Genomic DNA, 21,345 nt, shown 5'->3' with positions numbered 1-21,345 from the left:
TCCGGTGAGGGGTATCAGGCCACGCCGTCCGGCGGCGGTGAGCCAGGCCCTGACGGCCGAGCCGATGCTGATCGCGGGCATGGGCGCCAGCTTCGGGGTGTCGGTGGAAGAGGCCCGGGCGTTGCTCGACATCGCCCTGGACCAGCTCGGCCTGGACTCCGCCGCGGTCACCGCGATCGCGACGGTGGACAGCAAGGCCCGTGAGCAGGGCCTGGTGGAGCTGGCCGCCCGGCTCGGCGTCCCGCTGGTGCTGCACTCGGCGGCCGAGCTGGCCAGGGTGGCCGTGCCGCATCCCAGCCCGGTGGTCGACGCGGTGCTGGGGACGCCCAGCGTGGCCGAGGCGGCAGCCCTGCTCGGCCTGCCGGGCTGGCAGGCCGGCAACCCCGCGGCGGCGGTCGAGCTGCTGGTCGGCAAGACCGCCAGCCCGCGCGCCACGGTGGCGATCGCCAGGCACTGGCTGGCTGATCTGCACCATCACGGCGACGCCGAGCTGTCCGGTGGGCTGCTCGACTTCGCTGTCAACGTCAGCTCCGAGCCGATGCCGGACTGGCTGAGCGAGCCGATCGCGGCGGCCTGCCGGCAACTCGACCGCTATCCGGATCCGCGGGCCGCGACCGCGGCGGTCGCCGCCTGGCACCGCCGGCCGGTGGCGGAGGTGCTGCTGACCGCGGGTGCTTCGGAGGCGTTCACCCTGCTGGCGCAAGGGTTCTCGCCCGGCCGGGCCGTCATCGTGCACCCGCAGTTCACCGAGCCGGAGGTCGCCCTGCGGGCGGCCGGCTGGCGGATCGACCGGGTGCTGCTGGACCCCGCCGACTGGTTCGCCCTGGACCCGGACCGGATACCGGACGAGGCCGGCCTGGTGGTGATCGGCAACCCGACCAACCCGACCGGCACGCTGCACCCGATGCGGGCGCTGCTCGCGCTGCGCCGGCCCGGCCGGCTGGTCGTCGTCGACGAGGCGTTTCTGGACTCGATTCCCGGCGAGCCGGAAAGCCTGGCCGAGCAGGAGGACCTGAGCGGCATCGTGGTGGTGCGCTCGCTGACCAAGACCTGGGCGCTGGCCGGCCTGCGGGTCGGCTACCTGCTCGGTGACGCCGGCGCGGTGGCCACCGCGGCCGCGGTGCAACCGCACTGGGCGGTCTCAAGTCCCGCGCTGGCCGCCGCGCAGGCCTGCCTGTCCGAGGTGGCGCTGCCGGAGGCGCACCGCCGGGCCGCCGCGGTGACCGCGCACCGCCGGGCGCTGACCGGCGAGCTCGCCAGGCGCGGCTTCGAGCTCCATCCTGACGGAGCCGGGCCGTTCGTGCTCACCAGGCATCCGGCGTGGCCGGGCCTGCACGCCGAGCTGCGATCGCTCGGAATCGCGGTGCGCCGGGCCGACACCTTTCCCGGCCTGGGCCCGGGGTGGATCCGGATCGCGGTCCGGGACGAGGCGGCCACCGAGCCGCTGCTGGCGGCCCTGGACGTCCTCAGTCGAGTTCGAAGAGCCGGTCCTTGAGAACCTCGATCCGGGCGTAGTCGCGCATCACGTCCTCGAGCGAGTCCGCCCTCAGAAAGATCTTCAAGGGACTCGAGAGCAGGTCGAAGGTCGGCCGGATCCGAGCGCCTTCCTTGTACTTCAGGCTCAGCTCGAACACGGTGTCCATTGCCTCGATCTCGGCCACCACGTCCGCGTTGACGCGCCGCACCACGCCGTCGAGGTCGACCACGGCGTTGTAGACGCAGGCCTGCCGCAGCAACGGGTAACGGCGACCTGCATAGGAATCGAGGAACTCCCGCGGCCGTGAATAGGCCAGCGCCGCCAGGTGGGCCTGGTTCACGCCGAGGCACTCGTCGGAGAAGGCGGGGTACAGGTTGCCGGCGGTCCGGGCGCCGACCTCGACCAGGGTCGGGCCGTCCGCGGTGATGATCACTTCGGCGTGGGTGGGCCCGTATCCGATGCCCAGCGCTGTCAGCGCGCTGTCGACATAGTCGATCAGCTCGGCCACCCGGCCGTCCTCGGGCGGCAACGCGATCTCGTAGTCATAGAGGTTGTGAACGCCCACCAGCCGCTTGTGGTACTCCCAGACGCCGCAGGTGTAGCGGCTGCCCTGCCAGGACACCATGTCGACGACGTACTCGACGCCGTCCAGGTAGGACTGGATCAGCACCTCGTCGTTGGCCTCGCCCCAGAGCGTCTCGGTGCCCAGGACCGCCTCGGCGGCCTCACGCACCTGCTCGACGTCGGCGCAGATGGCTACCCCGTCGGTGGCGGCCGAGGACAGCGGCTTCACCACCACCGGATACCGCCCGGCCGCCTGGGCCCAGGCCACGATGTCGGCGGCCCGGTCGCTCTTGAACTGCTCGGCGCAGCGGACGCCGGCCCGGCGCAGCGTCTCGGCCATGTCGTACTTGTTCCGGCGGGCCGAGGACAGCGCCGTTCCGTTGCTGTGCAGTCCCAGCCGCTCGGACAAAGCGTCGGCCAGCGGCACGTCGGGCTCCATCCCGGCCACCACCGCGATCGGCGAGTGCTGGGCGAGCTCGTCGGCCAGCGCTGCTGTGTCGGCGCCGGTGACGGTGGCCAGGTACTTCATGCTCGGGCTGAACGAGGGCAGCCCGGGATCGCTCCTCACCTGCACGGCGTCGACCTCGAGTGCGTGGAAGGCGGTCAGCAGGAAGTCGCTGCAGGTGTAGGAGTCCACGATCGCGACGACCGGGCGGCGCTGCTCGGGCATGGCCTGGCTACCTCGTTCCTGGCGAGCGCGCCGAGCCACGCCGGCGCGGTGGTCAACTTCTGTCGCGGGCAGATGTCAGGCAACACCTTAGGCGCTGGCCGGCTCAGCCCGGACGCCTGACCAGCGCGACGTAGTGGTTGCCGCCGGTGTGCAGCAGCGCCTGATCAGCCAGCGGCTCGCCGACTCCGTAGACGGCCTGGTGCCGGATCACCGGCGGCCTCGTCACCGGCGGCGGGTCCTTCTTCGCCGGCGATGCCGATGTCGAAGCCTCTGCCCTGGCCTTCAGCGCTTCCTCGGCGGCTGCCCGCTGGCTGGCGGTGCGCACCCAGGCCGCCGCGTGCCGCAGCCCGGGGTTGTTCAGCAGCGCCCGCATCCGGGTGCCCAGGCCGGCGATGTGCCGTTGCGCGACGGCGTCGGTGACGATGGCCCGCACCGCGTTCTGCAGGGCGTCGGCCGGCAGCCCGGCCACGATCGCGGCCCGCGCCGCGGTGATCTCCGGGCCGGAGAGCGCGGTGAGCAGGTAACCTCGGGAGGCTTGGGACACGTGCTGCAACGCGTAGAGCAGGCAGTCCCCGCCGCCGAGATTGCCGACGATGTCGAACCCCGGCGGGGGCGCGTCGCGATACACCCGGACGCTCACGGCGAAATGCGCAGCGGCGACTGTCCCCTCGCCCTCGGCCAGGTAGGTGCCCCGATCGTTGATGTCCGTGGAGTAGGCAGTGGTGAACTCCTCCAGCCGCTCGGGGATGAGATTGCCCGCCGGATCGAGCCACAGCGCCGCGCGGGCCCGGTCGGCCATGCTCGGCAGCACCAGGGCGCCAGGCGAACCCAGCAGCGGCGCCGGCGCCAATTCCGGCCGTCCGGGCAGCTCACCCGGTTCGGCTCGGGGAGTGTGGGCGCCGAACAGCTTGTCATCCAGGCCCAGCGCCGCAGCCTCTGGCGGGGACCAACCGATGAGCGCCTCCGCCTCCTCGTCGCCCTCCTCCTCAGCCGCCGGCTCGTAGCTGCTCGGCTTCTTCGACCCCTCCGAAGACTCGCGCTTGCTGATTCGTTTGGCGATCTGGCCGACGGCCGCGCCACTGTCGAAGCCTGCCGCGCGCCGCGCGCCCGGATAAGCCGCCTCGATCGTTGCCAGGTGCTGGGCGACCAGCACCCGCACCGCGTCCGCGTCCTCGTCCACAGTCAACTCCGCCGTCACGGAGTCGTCGATCACAGCGGCCACGTCGATGAGACCCTCGATGGCGGCGGCGACCTCGTTCTTCCGGTAACCCTTGAAGTTCAGCAGGACCCGGCGATGGCGTCCCTCGCTCTTGCCGCCGGTGTCGGCGGACGGCAGCGTCGCGCCGGGTATCAGGTTGACCTGCTCCAGGTGGGACACGACCTCGTCCTGCAACCTGGTCAGGCTGGGCGGGCCGGGGCTGACCGCTGTCAGGGCGGGCAGCTCGTGCTTGAAACCGAACGTCGCGCTCATCGCCGTCGCGCTGGCCAGGCGCTCGGCGCGCAACGGCCCGGCCACCGCCGTGAGCGCCGCGGCCACGCTCTTGCCGACCAGCAGGCTCCGAACCCGGTCCAGGTGCACCGTCCAGGCCGTGGTGTGCGCACCCATCGTGCCGCCGGGGAACGGCGAGGGCGGCCGGCCGGCGGCAAGCACCTCGGTCACGTTTCCCTCATCGTCCAAGACGATCTGCACCGTCTGCCTGGCCTTGGGCGCCGACTCGATGACCGCCGGCTCGGTGACCGCCGGTTCGGAGATCGGATCGCTGCCGCTGAACACCGGGATGGCGTCTCGGTCGAACTCGTCCCAGACCCCCTTCGAGCTGACCGGGAGCGGGCCGACCCTGGCTCGCTTGCCGGCCTTCTTGCCGACCTTCGCGAGGGCGAGTTCGTGGCGTTGCCGCGCCTCGCGTTCCGCGCCCAGCTTCATCGGGTCGACCTTGACCGAGCGTTTGCGCTTGGACCGTTGCGAGGGAAGCGGTTCGCTGTCCTCCGCCGGTTCCAGTTCCGACTCCGGCACGTCTTTCATGCCGCCACTCTCGGCCTCGGCTCCGACCTCGGACTCCGGCGCGTCTTTCATGCTCTCGCCGCTCGCCTCGTCCTTGACCTTCGCCACCGCGCCGCCCGAGGACTTCGACGCGGAGGTGGAGTCCGACCCCAGCAGCTCTTCCAGCTGTGTGCGCCGAGCGCGGATCAGGACCAGCCGCTCGGCTATCCCGGCCTTGACGGCCTCGGCCGTCTTGCCGGTCTTGCCGCTGTCCAGAGCCCGATCACCGGAGCGGGGTGCGTCGAAATGCATCAACGCGGCCACGTCGGTCGCCTCGCTCGCCTGCAGCCGCTCGATCTCGGTCAACACCGCCGTGACCATTCGAGGCATCACGTGGTTGCTGAGGATCTCATCGATCAGCCTGCCCAGCACCTTGTCATCGGCGCCCTGCGCCGCGGCCCGCTGATGCGCGGCGATCTTGGCGGCTGAGTCACCGGACCCGCTCGAGATACCGGCGACCGGCTCACCCGCCAGCGCCGCGAGGGCGCCGGGATAGCCGGTCTGGATGGAGCGCAGGTGCTGCAGGACGATCGCCTGCCCGCGCTCCCGCGCCCCCAACGTGGCCGGCAACCCCGGAGCGAGCCTGGCCAGCTGAGCCGGATCGGTCTCGGCGCAGGCCAGCGCGGCCGCCCGGACGTCGAACAACCCGAGAATCTCGGCAGCCAGCGCCTCCGGCTTCTGGGGTGTTCCACCGGCCTGGGCGCGCAGCGCCTCGACGGCTTCTCCCTTGCCCTTGCCCGACGTCGCCTTGGAGACCATGGCGGTGTTGACGGTGCTGAGCGGGACCAGCTCGCGCAGCTCCAGGTAGGCGCCGACGTACTGTTGGACAAGCGCCACCGGGTCACCCTTGCCGGCGTCGAGCCGTCGCCGGACATCGGTGAGCGTCGCCAGGGCCGCCTGCCACAGCCGCAGGTGCCGCTCGGGCAGCGACACCCCGACCATGGCGTAACCGGGCAGCGACCGGAGCTCGGAGACCAGCACACCCATGCGGGCGGCGGCCTCGGCCAACGGGGCGCCGTTCAGGGCGTGCTGGACGGCGTTGACGTGCACGGTGAACGCGGTGGTGTGATCGCCCATCGAGGCGCCGAAGGTGTTGGGCGGCCGGCCGACGATCGCGACGTCGGCGATCAGGTCGGCTGCCTCGCCGCCCAGCCTCAGCTGGGTGACGACCTGCCTGCGCAGGACCTGGTTGGCCGCGCCGGCCGGGACGCCGACCCGCGCGGCGCGCCGGTGCAGCTCCCGCAGCGTCCGCGAGCGTGCAGGTTGAGCACTCGAGGCAGCCGAACCGCCGCCATGGTCGGCGGGCGCCGGCACGTGCCATTCGGCTTGGCGGCGCAGCCGCAGGACGACACTGTCGGCCACCAGGTGCGCCTGCTGCTCAGCCGGGTCATCGGCGGCCCCCACCAAGGGTGCCCGGACCAAGCCGGGCAGCGGGCGCGGCGCCGCCACGGGCGCTGCCGGCCAGCTCTGCGGAGCCGGGGCTTGATCGCTGGTCGCGGACTCGTGCTTGACCTTCACCACCACATCCGGCCCGGCCGGCTTCGTCATGCCAGGCCGCCTTCGGATGAGTGGGGTGTGAGGTGTTCGTCTGAAGGGTATTGCCGCCAGTCGCTGATCGCGGGGATTGAGCTGACTGCGAAATCAGCGGTGCACCGCGGCTGGGGCCCGAAGCGGACAGCCCCGGCTGCACCGGACGGCTGTGCTGGGGTGAGTGACGGGACTCGAACCCGCGACATCCGCGACCACAACGCGGCGCTCTACCAGCTGAGCTACACCCACCATCGCTTCGCCGGGCGCGGCGGCACCCGGCGAAGCCTGATCAGTCTAGCGGCTGACCGGTGTGCGGCACGACCGGGTCGACGGGTTGTTCCGGCGTATCGGCTGCCGGCTGCGGGGCGGTGGCCGCGGGGTCGGCGGTGACCGCTGCGGTGACCGCGGTGACGGCGCCGGCGGCCAGGCTCGGACCGGCGGCCGAGGCGGCACCTGCCGCGGTGCCCAGGACGGCGGCGGCCGTGACGGGGTTGGCCGGGTCCGTCGGCTCGGCATGGGCGGACTGCCCGGCTCCGGCGGCCTCGCCCGGCACGGCGGCCGCGGCGGCGTCACCCGGCACGGCGGCCGCGGCGGCGTCACCCAGCACGGCGGCCGCGGCGGCAGCGGCCTGCTCGCTGGTCGGTCCGGGCGGCGGCACGAAGATCGTCGCCCGGTAGTAGCGCAGTTCCTGCACGCTCTCGTAGATGTCGGCCAGCGCCCGGTGCGCCAGACCCTTGGGCGGCTGGCCGAAATACACCCGGCGGTACCAGCGCCTGGCCAGCTCCTTGATGGAGGAGACGTCGATCATCCGGTAGTGCAGGTGGGCATCGAGCTCAGGCATGTCGCGGATGATGAAGCCGCGGTCGGTGGCGATCGAGTTGCCGCACAGCGGGGCGGTACGCGGCTCGGGCACGAACCGCTTGATGTAGTCCAGCACCTGCCGCTCGGCCTGGCCGAGGGTGACCGTGGACTGCCGCACCAGCTCGGTCAGGCCAGACGTCTCGTGCATCTGCTGGACGAACGGCACCATCGTCTCCAGCACCTCGTCGGCGCAGCCGATCACGATGTCCAGGCCCTCGTCGAGCACGTTCAACTCGGAATCGGTCACCAGCACGGCGATCTCGATCAACGCGTCCCGGCTCAGTTCCAGCCCGGTCATCTCGCAGTCGATCCAGACCAGCTTCTCGTCCTTCGCTTCTCTTTCGGTCACGAAGGCGAAGCGTAGAGCAGAATTGGGCGCCCCGACCGGTTAGTAGGGTTTGGGCAAGCGGGAGGAGAAGTCAGATGAGCCGGACGCTGTTGAACGACGAGGAGTTGCGGGAGGGCCTGCGCGAGTTGGATCCGGCCTGGTCGGTAGCTGAGAAGGCCCTGGTCCGGACGATCGAGTTCGACTCGTTCCTGACCGCGGTGCGGTTCATCTCAGAGCTGGCCCCGGTGGCTGAACAGCTGGATCACCATCCGGACCTGCGGCTGTCCTGGCGGACGGTGGAGCTGAGCCTGAGCACCCACTCGGCGGGCGGGCTGACCCTGCTGGACCTCAAACTGGCCCACGAGCTCGACGCGATCGCCGATCGGCTGGGTTGAGCCGCCTGCCGGTGTCCGGCCGTCTCAGCCGGCGACCACCGGCAGGCTCGTCAGGACGTGCCGAGGTCGTCGTCGCGCCCGGCCCTGATCCGTGACCACTGGGCGGTCGGGCGGCCGTCCAGCCTGAACTGGCTACCTCGGGTATCCCAGCGCTGCGGCCAGCCCTCGGGCGAGTCCTCCCAGAACTCCTGCCGGCCGTAGGCGGTCAGGTCCAGCAGCCCGTAGGACGGCGTCATCACCTCGTCGCCGCGGCCGGTGGTCCAGTAGGTCTCGAAGACCCTGTCGCCGGCTCGCAGATAGCACACCAGGATGCCGAAGTGCCGGCCTGCGATCAACTGCTCCACGGAGTCCTGCGGCACCGAGTACCAGGGGACGGTCCAGCCCATGAAGTCGCGGTAGCGCGAGCTCTCCTCGTAAGGGCCCTGGCAGAAGGTCGCGTAGCTGACGTCACGCGAGTGCAGGTAGGACAGCTCGTTGATGTGGGTGGTGGAGAAGGTGCAGCCCTCGCACTGCTCGGCGGCGGGCTTGCCGGTGTGCCACATCTGGAAGTAGGTGATCAGCTGGGACCGACCGTCGAAGATGTCGATCAACGGCACCGGCCCGCCGGCGCCGATCAGCTTCGTGGACGCGTCGATCTCGACCATGGGCAACCGGCGTCGCTGCGCGGCGAGGACGTCCCCGGCGCGGGTGTGGGCCTTCTCCTTGACCCGGAGCTCGTCGAGCTCGGCCTGCCAGGTCTGACGATCGGCGATTCGCGGGAGTGGGTGGCTGGACGTGCGAGGCTCGGACATCGAGCAGATATAACTCCGACTCGGCGCCGAGCACAACCGTTTGACACGAGCACGACCGTTTGGAAGAAGCGACTCTGTGCCCCCGGCAGGGATCGAACCTGCGACAGCCCGCTTAGAAGGCGGGAGCTCTATCCGCTGAGCTACGAGGGCCTGGCGCCATGCTAGCGGCCCCGCGCTCGCTCCAACCGTCCCAGGACGGACAGATCGCCCGGCGCTGGCCCGCTGCCCATTCGGCGCTGCCCCGCTGTCCACAGGCGCCGGCGGCGACCCGCTGTCTATTCGGCGCTGCCCCGCTGTCCACAGGCGCCGGCGGCGTCCACATTCGGGTTCGAGGCCCCTCTGCGGGCCGGTCCGCGCGATTGAGTTGGCGCAACCCGAACGGGGCCCCGGGAAACCGGATTCCTCTCTACAAGGAGCTCATCGTGTACGGAACCAACATCACCATCGTCGGCAATGTGGTGGACGAGGTCGCCAACCGTCCCACCACCTCGGGCCTGTCCCGGGTGTCGTTCCGGGTGGCCAGCACCCAGCGCCGCAAGGACCGAGACACCGGCCAGTGGGTGGACGGGCACAAGTTCTTCGTCAACGCGACCTTCTGGCGCGAGTTCGCCGAGAACGTCGCCGCGTCCTTGAAGAAGGGCGATCCGGTGGTGCTGCACGGTCGGATCTTCTCCAGGCAGTACGTCAAGGACGAGGCCAACCACATCGCCTACGAGATCGAGCCGGAGTCCATCGGCCATGACCTCGCCAGGGGCACCACGGACTTCAAGAAGCGCAAGAACGGCTTCTCGGGCTCGATCGAGCTCGACGCCGACGGCATGCCCATCCGGGCCGAGGACCAGGGGTATGAGCTGGTCGACGAGCCGGAGGAGGCCGGGCCTGCCGGCGGCCGCGCTCCCTCCGCCCAGCTGGCGACCACCGGCTGAGGGCGGCAGCCCGCGGTCCTCGAGCGACGGCGCTCGAGCGGAGCCGGCCTCGCCGCGCGGTCCGGTCCGGGGCGAGGCCGGGGCGGGCGGGGGTGGGCGGCGACCGATTCGGCGGATGGGACACTGGAGCCAACCGGTGAACGGCTCGACTCGACAGCAGCAGGGACTACCAGTGGCTCAGTACATCTACTCCATGCACAAGGTGCGCAAGGCACATGGCGACAAGGTCATCCTCGACGATGTCACCCTCGCCTTCCTGCCCGGCGCCAAGATCGGCGTGGTCGGTCCGAACGGCGCGGGCAAGTCCACCGTGCTCAAGATCATGGCCGGCCTGGAACAGGCATCCAACGGCGACGCCCTGCTCGCCCCGGGCGCCTCGGTGGGCCTGCTGCAGCAGGAACCGCCGCTGGATGAGACCAAGACGGTCCGCGAGAACGTCGAGGACGCGGTCGCCGAGATGCGCGGGTACCTGGCGCGCTTCGAGGAGGTCTCGGCCGCGATGGGCGATCCGGACGCCGACTTCGACACGCTGCTGGCCGAGCAAGGCGAGCTGATGGAGAAGATCGAGCACGGCGAGGGCTGGGAACTGGACTCCCGGATCGAGCAGGCCATGGACGCGCTGCGCTGCCCGCCCGGCGATGAGCAGGTCACCCACCTGTCCGGTGGCGAGCGTCGCCGGGTCGCGTTGTGCAAGCTGCTGCTGGAGCAGCCGGACCTGCTGCTGCTCGACGAGCCGACCAACCACCTCGACGCCGAGAGCGTGCAGTGGCTGGAGCAGCACCTGTCCAAGTACGCGGGCACCATCCTGGCCGTCACCCACGACCGGTACTTCCTCGACAACGTCGCCCAGTGGATCCTCGAGCTCGACCGCGGCCGGGCGCACCCGTACGAGGGCAACTACTCCACCTACCTGGAGAAGAAGGCCGAGCGGCTCAAGATCGAGGGCAAGAAGGACCAGAAGCTGCAAAGGCGCCTCCTCGAGGAGCTCGACTGGGTGCGCCAGAACGCCAAGGGCCGCCAGGCCAAGTCCAAGGCTCGCCTACAGCGCTATGAAGAGATGGCGGCCGAGGCGGAGAAGACCCGCAAGCTCGACTTCGAAGAGATCCAGATCCCGCCGGGCCCCCGGCTGGGCAACGTGGTGGTCGAGGTCAGCCACCTGGACAAGGGCTTCGACGGCCGGGTGCTGGTCAAGGACCTGTCGTTCTCACTGCCGCGCGGAGGCATCGTAGGCGTCATCGGTCCGAACGGCGTCGGCAAGACCACCCTGTTCAAGACCATCGTCGGCTTCGAGCAGCCCGACTCCGGTGAGGTCAAGGTCGGTGAGACGGTCAAGATCAGCTACGTGGACCAGAACCGCGGCGGGATCGAGGCGACCAAGAACGTGTGGCAGGTCGTCTCCGACGGGCTGGACTACATCAAGGTCGGCCAGGTCGAGATGCCCAGCCGTGCCTACGTCTCCGCGTTCGGCTTCAAGGGCCCGGACCAGCAGAAGGCGGCGGGGGTGCTGTCCGGCGGCGAGCGCAACCGGCTGAACCTGGCCCTGACCCTCAAGGAGGGCGGCAACCTGCTGCTGCTGGACGAGCCCACCAACGACCTCGACGTCGAGACCCTCGGCTCGCTGGAGAACGCGCTGCTGGAGTTCCCGGGCTGCGCCGTGGTGATCAGTCACGATCGCTGGTTCCTGGACCGGATCGCCACCCACATCCTGGCCTGGGAGGGCAACGACTCCAATCCGGCCCAGTGGTACTGGTACGAGGGCAACTTCGAGTCCTATGAGAAGAACAAGGTCGAGCGGCTGGGCGCCGAGGCCGCCCGCCCGCACGCGGTCACCTATCGCAAGCTGACTCGCGACTGAGCCGGCCCATGACCGAACAACGATAGGACGCGGGGTCTCGGTGGCACGCTTCGTCGCTCGCTGCGCGATGCGGTGGTCAGACATGGACGCCTACGGCCACGTCAACAACACCGCCTACCTGGCCTACCTGGAGCAGGCCCGGGTGTCGATGTTCTTCGACCGCTACGACTCCACGTTCTCCGGAGGCACGGTGGTCGCCCATCACGAGATCACCTACCTGCGGCCGGTGGTCTATCACCCGGAGCCGTTACGGCTGGAGCTGTGGGTGGAGCGGATTCGGGGCGCGTCCTTCGACGTCCGTTACGACGTCTACGACGGCCAGACGCTGGCTGCCCAGGCTGTCACCAGGTTGGTGACCGTCGACTTCAGCACCGACCGGCCGAGGCGCCTGACCAAGGAGGAGCGAGCCATCCTGGCCGGCTACACCGACGAGCCGGCCGAGCCGAGCCGACCGGCGGACGTGAGCCTGCCGGCGGAGCCCGGCCTGCCGGCCGACGGCGCGCCGGTGGCCGGCCCGCCGGCCGGGCAGGGCTGACCGGTGCTGGACACCCTCGTCACGCCCGACCAGCTGGCCGACTTCATCCCGCTGGCCCAACGCGCGGTCTCCATCGAGAGCGCGTCGATGATCCGGTTCCGGGCCGCGGAGCAGCGGGTGGCAGGTTTCGTCCGGCTGCCCTACGAGGTGCTGGCCGGCCGCACGCTGGCCACCGAGACGGCCGCCGCTTTCGACATCACGGTGGCAGCGGCCGACTTTCTTCGATGGGCCGAGCAGTCCGGGCCGGCGCCGGCGGGCAAGGACGCCCACTGGCTCAGCGCGCTGCCGCCCCGGCAGGGCTGGCGTCGGGTCGAGGTGGTCCCTGACAGCGTGATTCGCAACCTGGTGCGCTCAGGAGCTGACCTGGCCGGCGGGGCGACCAGCAGGCAGAGCCAGGAGGCGTTGCTGGCCTCGGTCGTGCTCACCGTCGCCGGGGACGGCTCGGCGCCGCGCGTCCAGGTCCGGCTCGGGGCGCTGACGGCGCTCACCCGAATGGGTTTCCTGCCCCGGGACTCCGAGGTCGCCGTCGACGTCAGCGAGGGTTGGACCCGAATCGCCGCCGCGTACGGCTCCACCTACGTCAGCGACGGCAACCCGCTCGGCCTGCTGTCGCTGTAGGCGGGCATCCGGTCGCGGCAGCGGGCGCGCCTGCCGCAGTGGGTGCCTGCGGCGCCTGCCGTGCGGCACTCCAGCGCTGCGGGCAACCAGCCGGTTGCGACCTGACATCACCTCTTGCCTGCCGCCCCAGCCGAAGCTGCACAATGAGGCTATGGCCGTTCTCGATCTCACCGGCAGGATCGTGATCGTCACCGGCGCCTCGTCCGGCATCGGCGAGGCGACCGCGCGGGCGCTGCACACCGCCGGCGCGCTGCCGGTGCTGGCGGCACGCCGAGCCGACCGGCTGCGCCAGCTGAGCGAGCAACTCGGCGGCGCGCTGGTGGTGCCGACCGACGTCACCGACCCGGCTGCCAGGCAGGCGCTGGTCCAGGCCACCCTCGACCGGCACGGCCGGATCGACGGCCTGGTCAACAACGCCGGCGCCGGCATCCTGAAGCTGCTGGTCGACACCGAGCCGCAGGAGTTCAGCCAACTGCTTGAGCTCAACCTGGTCAGCGTGCTGGCGATGACCCAGGCAGTGCTGCCCGCCATGCACGCCCAGGGCGGCGGCCGGATCGTCAACGTCTCATCCGGAGTGATCCACGCGCCCGGCCCGCTGGTGTCGGCCTACGCGGCCAGCAAGGCCGCCCTGGCCATGTTCAGCGCGGTGGCCCGACTCGAACTGGCCTCCGACAGCATCGAGGTGTCCACCGTGCTGCCGTCGCTGACCGCCACCGAGTTCGCCGGCGGCATCTTCGAACTCGGGACCGAGCCGTTTCCCGGCTTCATCGTGCACAGCACGGACTACGTCGCCCGGGTGATCCTGCGAGCGTTGCGCACCGGCGAGGAGCGCATCGACATCCCGCACGGCGCGGAGCAGCCCGAGCTGGTCGAGGAGCCGGTCGGCTGAGCTGACCGGCGCCTCACCCGCGACGCGTAGCGGTCGCGCTGGCCGGGGCGTGCGAAACCGCTACGCGTCCCATGATGAGCTGAGCAAAGCCAGCCGAACCGGAACGCCGTGGTCGGCCACCGTGCCGAGCAGCACCGGCCCCGGATCGGCGAGCCGGCCGGGAACCGAAACCTGCACGTTCAACTCGGCCGGCCGGTGCGAGGACTCGCTGTCCGACTGAGCGGCGGGCACCGGAGACTCCATCGCGATATGGGCGATCGGCATCCGCTCACGTGCGGCGTCGAGCGCCCGCGCCGTTGCCGCCACCTCCGCCGGCGGCCAGTACTGCCGGGTGATCGAGTGCCAGACCACGGTGAGCAGGTCGCCGGCCACCGCCGGCTCGAGCATCGACGCCAGCCAGGACGAGGCAGGTGCCTGGTCGACCGCGACCGGATGCGACGCGGCGACCGCCAGCGCCGCACGCAGCCGCTCGTGCCGGTGCAGGTCGTGCGGCCAGACGAACGAGGTCAACCGCAACCGGCCTTCCACCGTCGAGGCGTCGACCGGCGCCAGGTCACAACCGCGCCGCTCCACCACGGTGAACGACGCCGGGGTGATTGGCCCGAGAACCGCCTGCGTCAACCGCAGCGGCGAGGACGCCGGCCCGTAGGACCAATCGTCACCGGCGATGAAGTACCGATCCACCAGCAGGTTGAGCCCGGCGGACGCCCCGAGTTCGAGCAGCCGCACCGACGTAAGCCCGGACCGCCGGACCGCGTCGAACAGCCCGACCAGCAGGGGCACGGACCGTCCGGGCTCGTTGGTCTGCGGCGTGACCTGCAACGCCTCGCGCAGCTCGTCGACGTGACGTCGCAACGCCGGCTCGAAGTCCTGCCAGGCGCCGGCCGGCGAGGCGGCGCCGCCCAGGTTGGCGTAGTACATCGCCAACTGCGGCTCGGCCCGGGACAGCACCAACCGCTGGACACCGGCCAGCAGCCGCAACTGGACCACCTCGCTGCCCGGCGCGTCGGCCCAGTCCCGGCAGATCTCGGCGACCACGCCACCGGCCTGCCAGTCGTCGGCCATGTCCAGAAGCAGCGTCCGGTACAGCCCGTCCGGCAGGTGCCGCGCGTGCCGGCGGAACCGATCGGCCAGGGTCGTCACACCACGACGGTAGGACAGCCCCGCACGGCGCCCGCTCCCGGGCTCAGACCCGCAGCACCCGCTACCGGGCTCAGACCCGCAGCCACACCGCGGTGTTAGCCGGCAGCTTGTCGCCCTCGATGAGCGAGGAGGACAGCAGGATCTCACCCGGCGGCAGCTCGACCGGCGCCTCGCCGGCGTTGAGGGCCACCACCAGGTTCGGCCCACGCCGGTAGGCCAGGCAGCCCTCGGGCGCCTGGAGCCAGGCGAAGGACGAGCCGTGCAGCTCGCTGAGCTCGCGACGCGCCTGCAGCGCCCGCCGGTACAGCCACAGGGTGGACTGGGGGTCCTGCAGCTGGGCCTCGACCGTGAAGGGGCCCCATTCGGCGGGCATCGGAAGCCAGGTGGCGGAGGAAGTGCTGAAACCGAACGGCGGCTCGTCACCGGCCCACGGCAGCGGCACCCGCTCGCCGTCGCGGCCCCGGTCGGTGTAGCCGCTGCGCTTCCAGGTCGGGTCCTGCAGCACCTCGTCCGGAAGCTCGACGTTCTCCAGGCCGAGCTCGTCGCCGTTGTAAAGGTAGGTGGCCCCGGGCAGCGACAGCGAGATCAGCGCGGCGGCCCGGCCGCGGGCCTGGCCCAGCGCCCCGCCGCCGTAGCGGGTGGTGTGTCGCACCACGTCGTGATTGGACAGCACCCAGGTGCAGGGCGCGCCGACCTCCGCCATCGCCTTGAGCGAGCCGTCGATCGCCTCGGTGAAGTCCTTGGCCGACCAGGGCGCCTCGATGAGGCGGAAGTTGAAGGTCAGGTGCAGCTCGTCCGGACGGACGTAGCGGGCCAGCCGGACGTCATCAGGCACCCAGGCCTCGCCCACCGCCATCCGGTGCGGGTAGTCATCCATCACCCGGCGGAACAGCCGCAGGCACTCGTGCACCCCGTCCTGGTCGAAGCGCAGGTCATCCTCAAGCTGGGTGAGCGGGCCGGTGTAGTCGGTCAGGTCCATGTCGGGCAGGCCTGGCGGCTTGGCCATCGAGTGCGCGACGTCTACCCGGAAGCCGTCCACCCCGCGGTCCATCCAGAACCGCAGGATCCGCTCGAACTCCGCGCTCACCTCGGGGTTGTCCCAGTTCAGGTCAGGCTGTTCGGGGGCGAACAGGTGCAAGTACCACTGCCCGTCGGGCACCCGGTTCCAGGCCGGGCCGCCGAAGATCGCCGGCCAGTTGTTGGGCGGCTGGGAGCCGTCCGGGCCCTTGCCGTCGCGAAAGATGAACCGGGCCCGCTCCGGCGAGCCGGGGCCGGCGGCCAGGGCCTGCTGGAACCACGGGTGCTGGTCGGAGAAGTGATTGGGCACGATGTCGACGGTGACCTTGATGTCGCGCTCGTGCGCGGCGGCCAGCAGCGCGTCGAAGTCATCGAGGGTGCCGAACATCGGGTCCACGTCGGTCGGGTCGGCCACGTCGTAGCCGCCGTCGGCCATCGGGGACTTGTAGAACGGGCTGAGCCAGATCGCGTCGACGCCGAGCTGCTGCAGGTGATCGAGCCGTTCGCGGATGCCGATCAGGTCCCCGACGCCGTCGCCGTTGCCGTCGGCGAAGCTCTTGGGATAGATCTGGTAGAACACCGCGCTGCGCCACCAGTCCGCGCCGCTGAGGTAGGGCGCGCCCTCGCCGCTGACGAACACGTGCTCGGCGGGGACGGTGAGGTCGCTGATGGCGAGCGTGCGGGCCGCGGAGCCGGTAGCCGGCTCAGGGTTCTCAAGGGGAGTGTCGGGCACGCGTTCCTCCCGGGGAGCGTGGCCGGCGTGGACGAAGCCAGGCACGGCAATCGAAAGTCGAGGGACTGTAAGCCTTTCCAGTCCATTGTGTAGCTGTGCGGAAACCGAGTCAAGCCGCCCGGCCCGGGCTCAGGTCAGCGAGTTGCGCATCGATTCGGCGGCCATCGTCAGGTACTCCCAGATCGGGCCGGCCACGTCCTCGGGCAGGTCCAGCGAGTCCAGCGCGTCGCGCATGTGCCGCAGCCAGGCGTCGCGTTCGGCCGTTCCGATCACGAACGGGACGTGCCGCATCCGCAGCCGGGGATGACCACGGGTCTGGGAGTAGGTGTTGGGGCCACCCCAGTACTGGATCAGGAACAACGCCAGCCGGTCGGCAGCCGGTTCCAGCTCATCCTCGGGGTACAGCGGACGCAGCAACGGGTCCATCGCCACCCCGGCGTAGAACCGCTGCACCAGCAACCGGAACGTCTGCTCGCCGCCGGCCCGCTCGAAGAAGTCCGGGCTCACCACCGCACGACCCCTGTCCGCCTGTCACCCTGTGTCACCCGTCCATTGTCCCTCACCGGCGGCGCCCGGACGGGCAGCGGCAGTGTGAGCAGCGTCCTCACTCGGGTTGGTCAGGACCGGCCAGGGCGTGACCCACACCGGCGTTGTCGAGCTTGGACCGGATCCTGGCCCGCAACTCCCGGGCGACCCGCCACTGCTCCAGCGGTTTGACCCGGGCCACCAGGCGCAGCACCGTCTGGTCCCGGCCGAGCTGCTCGATGCCCAGCACCTCCGGCTCGGCCAGCAGGCTCGGCAGCCACCGCTCGTCGGCGTACAGTTCCGCGCCGGCCTCGGCGATCACCGCCAGCGCGGCCGGCACGTCCTGCCCGATCCCGACCGGGACGTCGAGCACCACCTGGGCGTACTGCTGGGACATGTTGCCGACCCGGATGATCTCGCCGTTGCGCACGTACCAGGCCACCCCCTCGACGTCGCGCAGCCGGGTGGTGCGCAGCCCGACGGCCTCCACGGTGCCGGTGGCCTCCTTGACGTCGATGACGTCGCCGACGCCGTACTGGTCCTCGAGCATCATGAACATGCCCGCCAGGAAGTCCTTGACGATGTTCTGGGCGCCGAAGCCGAGCGCGACCCCGACCAGCGAGGTGCCGGCCACGAACGGCGCCAGGCTGATCTCGAACACCTGCAGCACCAGCAGGAACGCGGTGATGAAGATCAGCAGGCTCACCGCGCTGCGCAGCACCGAGGCGATGGTGTCGGCTCGCTGCTTGCGCCGCTCACTGACCAGGCCGGCCGACTCCCAGAACGGCAGGACGCCGGCGCGATCGGTCAGCGGGCTCAAGATGGCCGGCACCCGGCCGGCCGCGGTGGCGGTGCTGAGCCGGTTGATCCAGCGATGCGCCAGCGCTCGCAGCACCAGCGCCACCAGCAGGATCGCCAGCAGTTGCAGAGGTTTGGTGATCAGCAGGCCGGCGTGCTCATGCCAGTAGGCGGGCAGCGCGGCCGGCTCCGGCGGGCCGGTCACAGTTCCGGCAAGCGGGTTCGCAGAAGGGTCCACGCCCGCTAAGACTGCCACCTGCGCCGCCGCGCGGGCCGCAGGCCGGGCGGCGGCGGCGCGGTCCTGGCAGCCCTGCCTTATCGATCTTTATGGATGCGCGAAGAGCGTTAGTCGGGTTCACTGGACAGCGACACCCGGAGGTGGTGGGCGGTGAGGGTATCGCTGGCGTTCTCCGCGTCGTGCTCAGCATGGTGCGACGCGCCGCTGCGCGGTGCCGTGGTGTCACCGGTGAGGCTCGGCGAATGAGCGGAGCGCTGGTTCTCAACGCCACCTACGAGCCGCTCTGCGTGGTGCCGTTGCGGCGGGCCGTCCTGCTGGTGCTGGCCGAGAAGGCAGTGATCGTGGAATCCGCCGGCGCCGTGCTGCACTCGGCCCGGCTGGTGATCGAGGCTCCGACGGTGGTCCGGCTGAGCCGCTTCGTCCGGGTGCCCTACCGCAGCCGGGTGCCACTCACCCGTCGGGCGGTCATGCACCGCGACAGCGTGCGGTGCGCCTACTGCCAGCGCCGCGCCGACACCATCGACCACGTGGTGCCGCGCAGCCGGGGCGGCAAGCACGAATGGGTCAACGTCGTCGCGGCCTGCGCCACCTGCAACCACCGCAAGGCCGATCGGTTGCTGGCCGAGCTTGGCTGGAGCCTGTCGTTCACTCCCAAGGAGCCGGCGGGCTATGTCGGTTTCGCGGTCGGCTATGTCCGCGAGCCGGCCTGGGAGCCCTACCTGGACGCCTGGGGCGGAGGCGACCGGGTAGCCAGTTGAGGCTGCCCGGTCTGACCGCGAGCCAACCCGTCCCGACTGAAGTGAGCAGCCGGCCCACCAGCGGCTAGCCTGCCTGGATGGCCCAACTGCATGACCTGAGCGCCCTGGAAGCGGCCGCCGCGATCCGCGGCCGGCAGGTCAGCCCGTCGGAGTTGACAGCCCACTACCTCGACCGGATCCAGCGGCTGGACGGCCAGATCGGCGCGTTCACCACGGTCACCGACGCCGCCGCCCGCGAGCAGGCCAGGCAGGCCGACGCGCAGGTGCTCGCGGGCGGGCAGTTGCCGCCGTTGCACGGGGTGCCCACCGCCATCAAGGATGTGAACCTGACCGCCGGAGTCCGCACCATGCTGGGTTCGCGGGCCTTTCGCGAGCACGTGCCCAGTGTCGATGACCACGTGGTGACGCTGCTGCGCCAGGCCGGCACCATCAGCCTGGGCAAGACCGCCACGCCGGAGTTCGGGCTGCCCTGCTATACCGAAACCGACCTCGGGCCGCCGGCCCGCACCCCATGGGACACCAGCCGGCTGGCCGGTGGCTCCTCCGGAGGCGCGGCGGCGGCGGTCGCGGCCGGCTTCGTGCCGATCGCGCAGGGCTCCGACGGCGGCGGCTCGATCCGGATCCCGGCGAGCGTGACCGGCCTGTACGGCATCAAGCCGTCCCGGGGCCGGATCTCGCGCGGCCCGCTCAATGCCGACACCACCGGGCTGTCGGTGCTCGGGCCGCTGGCCCGCACGGTCCGCGACGCCGCCGCGTTCCTGGACGCCACCGCCGTCCCGCAGCCCGGTGACCCGCACTGGGCGCCGCCGTTGCCGGCCGGTGAGAGCTTTCTGCAGTGGTGTGACCGGGCGCCTGGCCGGCTGCGGATCGGGCGTTACCTGCAACCGCCGATCGCCGACGCCGAGATCGACCGGGAGTGCCGGACGGCCTGGGAGTTCGCCAGCCTGCTGCTGAAAAGCCTCGGCCACGAGGTCATCGACATCGCGATGCCGATGCCCAAGGAGGTGATCCCGGCGTTCGAGACGGTGTGGACGGTGTCGGCGGCCAGCACTCCGCTGCAGCCCGTGCACGAGTCGGTGCTGCGGCCGTTGACCCGCCACCTGCGCGAGCGCGGTTCCCGGATCAGCGCGACCGAGTTCTCCGCCGCGCTCACCCTGCTGAACATCCTCAGCCGGCAGGCGGTGCTGGCGACCGCGGAGTACGACGCGGTGCTGACCCCGACGCTGGCCGCACCGCCCCGGCCGATCGGCTGGTTCTGCGGGACGGCGGAGGATCCGGTCGATCCGGCCGAGGACTTCGAGCGCCAGAAGCGGTTCACCCCGTTCACCGCGATCTACAACGCCACCGGCCAGCCGGCGGCCAGCCTGCCGTTGCACTGGAGCGCCGACGGGCTGCCGATCGGGGTGATGCTGGTCGGCAGGCCGGCCGGCGAGGCTGCCCTGCTGGCGCTGTCGGCGCAACTGGAGGCCGCCGCGCCGTGGGCGGACCGGCACCCGGCGATATGGAAAGCCTGACCCCTTCGATAACGTGTGCTGACAGGGTTTGGCCGAGGGCACTATCGAAGGTGCGTCGATGAGCGCGGGCAGTCGTGCCGGGCTCGGCAGGGCGGAGGAACGCGTATGAGCATCGTTCAGACGACACTGATCTTCGTCGCCATCCCGGCCGTGGCGACGCTGCTGGTCGCCGTGATGGTCTACGCCCGGTCGGCCGAGCGCACGCCGCGCTACCGGCCCGGTGGGCCGTGGCCCTACGAACCGGTCTGGTACCTGCCGCATCCCGAGCACTCCGGCCCGGTGTCGAGCATGGGCTCCCACGATCGTGGTCATGCCGAGCTGAACCCTGCCGGACACCACAATTCCGGGCAGCTCACTGCCGGGCAGCCCACTCCCGGGCACCTGACTGCCGGGCAGCTCACTGCCGGGCACCCTGCTGTCGGGGTTCACGGGGACGGGTTGCACCGTCCCGGTGGGGCCCCGACGATCACCGGCCGGGCCGCCGAACCCGCCACGGCGAGCGGCGGTGCCAGCGGTGAGTGGTGACCTGCGGGCTACGTCCGGCGCGACCAGCATGCAGTCCGGTGACGCGGACTCCCGATCCGGTGACGCGGATTCCCGGGTAGTCGACCCGGACGCCCGACCCGGCTCCCCGGGTTCCCGACCCCCGGAGGGCTCCGAGTCGCGGACGCTCGACCCCTACGACTCGGACGCCCGGGTCAAGGAGATGACCACCCGGCGGGCGAGCCTGGTCAGCCCGGACCGCCCGTTCAAGCCGGCCCAGCTGTCCAGGATCGACGAGGCCCTGACACTCGGCTCGCGCGAGACCGGCCTGCTGTTCAGCGTGTACGTCGGTGACCTCGGGGAGTCCGGTCGGGCCACCGCCGAGGCGATGTTCGCCAAGCTGGCCGACCGGCACCACGCGCCGGTGCTGGTGGCCATCTCACCGGCGCAGCGCAGGCTCGAGATCGTCACCGGCGGCGAGTCGGCCCGCCGGATACCGAACCGGAGCGCGGCCTTGGCCGCCCTGGCGATGCGGGGATCGTTCGCCACCGGCGACCTGACCGGCGGGATCGTGACCGGCCTGCGCCAGTTGGCCGACGCGGCGGGGCCGGGACTGAACACGTGATCAGCGGCCGGCGGACGAGCCGCGCGGCGGG

The 21,345-nt window shown here is 71.1% G+C and carries 19 protein-coding genes and 2 tRNA genes; 11 read left to right on the top strand and 10 right to left on the bottom strand.

All coding sequences use genetic code 11. The features are described from left to right. The first annotated feature begins 4 nt into the window (after nucleotides 1–4). Nucleotides 5–1,495 (top strand): Rv2231c family pyridoxal phosphate-dependent protein CobC, encoded by a 1,491-nt coding sequence (gene cobC / locus VF557_09705; GenBank protein ID HEX8080470.1) that lies wholly within the window; start codon nucleotides 5–7, stop codon nucleotides 1,493–1,495. On the opposite strand, the gene VF557_09700 is transcribed toward cobC, so the two are convergent. From VF557_09700 to orn, 4 genes are all read right to left on the bottom strand, one after another. Further along, entirely contained in the window at nucleotides 1,467–2,711 is a 1,245-nt protein-coding gene (locus VF557_09700; GenBank protein ID HEX8080469.1) for an ATP-grasp domain-containing protein, read from the bottom strand. The genes cobC and VF557_09700 overlap by 29 nt on opposite strands. Nucleotides 2,712–2,814: 103 nt before the next feature. Next, entirely contained in the window at nucleotides 2,815–6,300 is a 3,486-nt protein-coding gene (locus VF557_09695) for a hypothetical protein (GenBank protein ID HEX8080468.1), read from the bottom strand. Between the two features lie 155 nt (nucleotides 6,301–6,455). Then, nucleotides 6,456–6,531, bottom strand: a tRNA-His gene (locus tag VF557_09690). A gap of 40 nt (nucleotides 6,532–6,571) precedes the next feature. Beyond that, nucleotides 6,572–7,492 (bottom strand): oligoribonuclease, encoded by a 921-nt coding sequence (orn, locus tag VF557_09685; GenBank protein HEX8080467.1) that lies wholly within the window; start codon nucleotides 7,490–7,492, stop codon nucleotides 6,572–6,574. A 74-nt stretch (nucleotides 7,493–7,566) separates the two neighbouring features. Between orn and VF557_09680 the strand changes: the two genes are divergently transcribed. After that, on the top strand, nucleotides 7,567–7,866 hold the full coding sequence (locus VF557_09680) for a 4a-hydroxytetrahydrobiopterin dehydratase (protein ID HEX8080466.1): 300 nt from the start codon (nucleotides 7,567–7,569) through the stop codon (nucleotides 7,864–7,866). Between the two features lie 50 nt (nucleotides 7,867–7,916). On the opposite strand, the gene VF557_09675 is transcribed toward VF557_09680, so the two are convergent. Both VF557_09675 and VF557_09670 read right to left on the bottom strand, forming a co-directional pair. Next, nucleotides 7,917–8,657, bottom strand: coding sequence for a DUF899 family protein (locus VF557_09675; GenBank protein HEX8080465.1), 741 nt, complete (start codon nucleotides 8,655–8,657; stop codon nucleotides 7,917–7,919). A gap of 77 nt (nucleotides 8,658–8,734) precedes the next feature. Beyond that, nucleotides 8,735–8,807: transfer RNA gene (locus VF557_09670), tRNA-Arg, on the bottom strand. A gap of 272 nt (nucleotides 8,808–9,079) precedes the next feature. On the opposite strand from VF557_09670, the gene ssb reads away from it, so the two are divergent. From ssb to VF557_09645, 5 genes are all read left to right on the top strand, one after another. Continuing rightward, nucleotides 9,080–9,583, top strand: a complete 504-nt coding sequence (gene ssb / locus VF557_09665) for a single-stranded DNA-binding protein (protein HEX8080464.1) — start codon at nucleotides 9,080–9,082, stop codon at nucleotides 9,581–9,583. Nucleotides 9,584–9,755: 172 nt separating this feature from the next. Beyond that, nucleotides 9,756–11,438: an energy-dependent translational throttle protein EttA gene (ettA, locus tag VF557_09660; protein ID HEX8080463.1), complete on the top strand. Its 1,683-nt coding sequence runs from the start codon at nucleotides 9,756–9,758 to the stop codon at nucleotides 11,436–11,438. A gap of 40 nt (nucleotides 11,439–11,478) precedes the next feature. Then, nucleotides 11,479–11,973: a thioesterase family protein gene (locus tag VF557_09655; GenBank protein HEX8080462.1), complete on the top strand. Its 495-nt coding sequence runs from the start codon at nucleotides 11,479–11,481 to the stop codon at nucleotides 11,971–11,973. Nucleotides 11,974–11,976: 3 nt separating this feature from the next. Continuing rightward, nucleotides 11,977–12,591 carry a hypothetical protein gene (locus VF557_09650; GenBank protein HEX8080461.1) on the top strand — a complete coding sequence of 205 codons (615 nt, stop codon included), beginning with the start codon at nucleotides 11,977–11,979 and terminating at the stop codon, nucleotides 12,589–12,591. 151 nt (nucleotides 12,592–12,742) lie between these two features. Continuing rightward, on the top strand, nucleotides 12,743–13,480 hold the full coding sequence (locus tag VF557_09645) for an SDR family NAD(P)-dependent oxidoreductase (protein HEX8080460.1): 738 nt from the start codon (nucleotides 12,743–12,745) through the stop codon (nucleotides 13,478–13,480). Nucleotides 13,481–13,540: 60 nt separating this feature from the next. Here VF557_09645 and VF557_09640 read toward each other — a convergent pair whose 3' ends face one another. The 4 genes from VF557_09640 to VF557_09625 form a co-directional block, all read right to left on the bottom strand. Continuing rightward, entirely contained in the window at nucleotides 13,541–14,623 is a 1,083-nt protein-coding gene (locus VF557_09640; protein HEX8080459.1) for a DUF2332 domain-containing protein, read from the bottom strand. 70 nt (nucleotides 14,624–14,693) lie between these two features. Beyond that, a complete protein-coding gene (locus VF557_09635) occupies nucleotides 14,694–16,373 on the bottom strand; it encodes a glycoside hydrolase family 13 protein (GenBank protein ID HEX8080458.1) in 1,680 nt (559 codons plus the stop codon). Nucleotides 16,374–16,502: 129 nt separating this feature from the next. After that, nucleotides 16,503–16,883, bottom strand: a complete 381-nt coding sequence (locus VF557_09630; protein HEX8080457.1) for a globin — start codon at nucleotides 16,881–16,883, stop codon at nucleotides 16,503–16,505. 94 nt (nucleotides 16,884–16,977) lie between these two features. Next, on the bottom strand, nucleotides 16,978–17,934 hold the full coding sequence (locus tag VF557_09625; GenBank protein HEX8080456.1) for a mechanosensitive ion channel family protein: 957 nt from the start codon (nucleotides 17,932–17,934) through the stop codon (nucleotides 16,978–16,980). 242 nt (nucleotides 17,935–18,176) lie between these two features. Between VF557_09625 and VF557_09620 the strand changes: the two genes are divergently transcribed. From VF557_09620 to VF557_09605, 4 genes are all read left to right on the top strand, one after another. Continuing rightward, nucleotides 18,177–18,692: an HNH endonuclease gene (locus tag VF557_09620; protein HEX8080455.1), complete on the top strand. Its 516-nt coding sequence runs from the start codon at nucleotides 18,177–18,179 to the stop codon at nucleotides 18,690–18,692. Between the two features lie 77 nt (nucleotides 18,693–18,769). Beyond that, nucleotides 18,770–20,206, top strand: coding sequence for an amidase (locus VF557_09615; protein ID HEX8080454.1), 1,437 nt, complete (start codon nucleotides 18,770–18,772; stop codon nucleotides 20,204–20,206). Nucleotides 20,207–20,311: 105 nt separating this feature from the next. After that, complete coding sequence (locus VF557_09610) at nucleotides 20,312–20,731, top strand: hypothetical protein (GenBank protein HEX8080453.1); 420 nt, start codon at nucleotides 20,312–20,314, stop codon at nucleotides 20,729–20,731. After that, nucleotides 20,721–21,314 carry a DUF5130 family protein gene (locus tag VF557_09605; GenBank protein ID HEX8080452.1) on the top strand — a complete coding sequence of 198 codons (594 nt, stop codon included), beginning with the start codon at nucleotides 20,721–20,723 and terminating at the stop codon, nucleotides 21,312–21,314. The genes VF557_09610 and VF557_09605 overlap by 11 nt, the downstream gene beginning before the upstream one ends. The last annotated feature ends 31 nt before the right edge of the window (nucleotides 21,315–21,345 follow it).

Origin of the sequence: Jatrophihabitans sp. (assembly GCA_036389035.1) — a bacterium.
In the GTDB taxonomy this organism is placed as follows: Bacteria; Actinomycetota; Actinomycetes; order Mycobacteriales; family Jatrophihabitantaceae; genus Jatrophihabitans_A.
The sequence above is the reverse complement of the archived record's forward strand: the minus strand, read 5'-3'. Positions and strand labels throughout refer to the sequence as shown.

Excerpts from the sequence above, each read along its gene's own strand:
- VF557_09620 (HEX8080455.1), top strand. The coding sequence starts at position 18,177 with ATGAGCGGAGCGCTGGTTCTCAACGCCACCTACGAGCCGCTCTGCGTG.
- VF557_09700 (HEX8080469.1), bottom strand. The coding sequence starts at position 2,711 with ATGCCCGAGCAGCGCCGCCCGGTCGTCGCGATCGTGGACTCCTACACC.
- VF557_09680 (HEX8080466.1), top strand. The coding sequence starts at position 7,567 with ATGAGCCGGACGCTGTTGAACGACGAGGAGTTGCGGGAGGGCCTGCGC.
- VF557_09610 (HEX8080453.1), top strand. The coding sequence starts at position 20,312 with ATGAGCATCGTTCAGACGACACTGATCTTCGTCGCCATCCCGGCCGTG.
- VF557_09615 (HEX8080454.1), top strand. The coding sequence starts at position 18,770 with ATGGCCCAACTGCATGACCTGAGCGCCCTGGAAGCGGCCGCCGCGATC.
- VF557_09645 (HEX8080460.1), top strand. The coding sequence starts at position 12,743 with ATGGCCGTTCTCGATCTCACCGGCAGGATCGTGATCGTCACCGGCGCC.
- VF557_09695 (HEX8080468.1), bottom strand. The coding sequence starts at position 6,300 with ATGACGAAGCCGGCCGGGCCGGATGTGGTGGTGAAGGTCAAGCACGAG.
- VF557_09675 (HEX8080465.1), bottom strand. The coding sequence starts at position 8,657 with ATGTCCGAGCCTCGCACGTCCAGCCACCCACTCCCGCGAATCGCCGAT.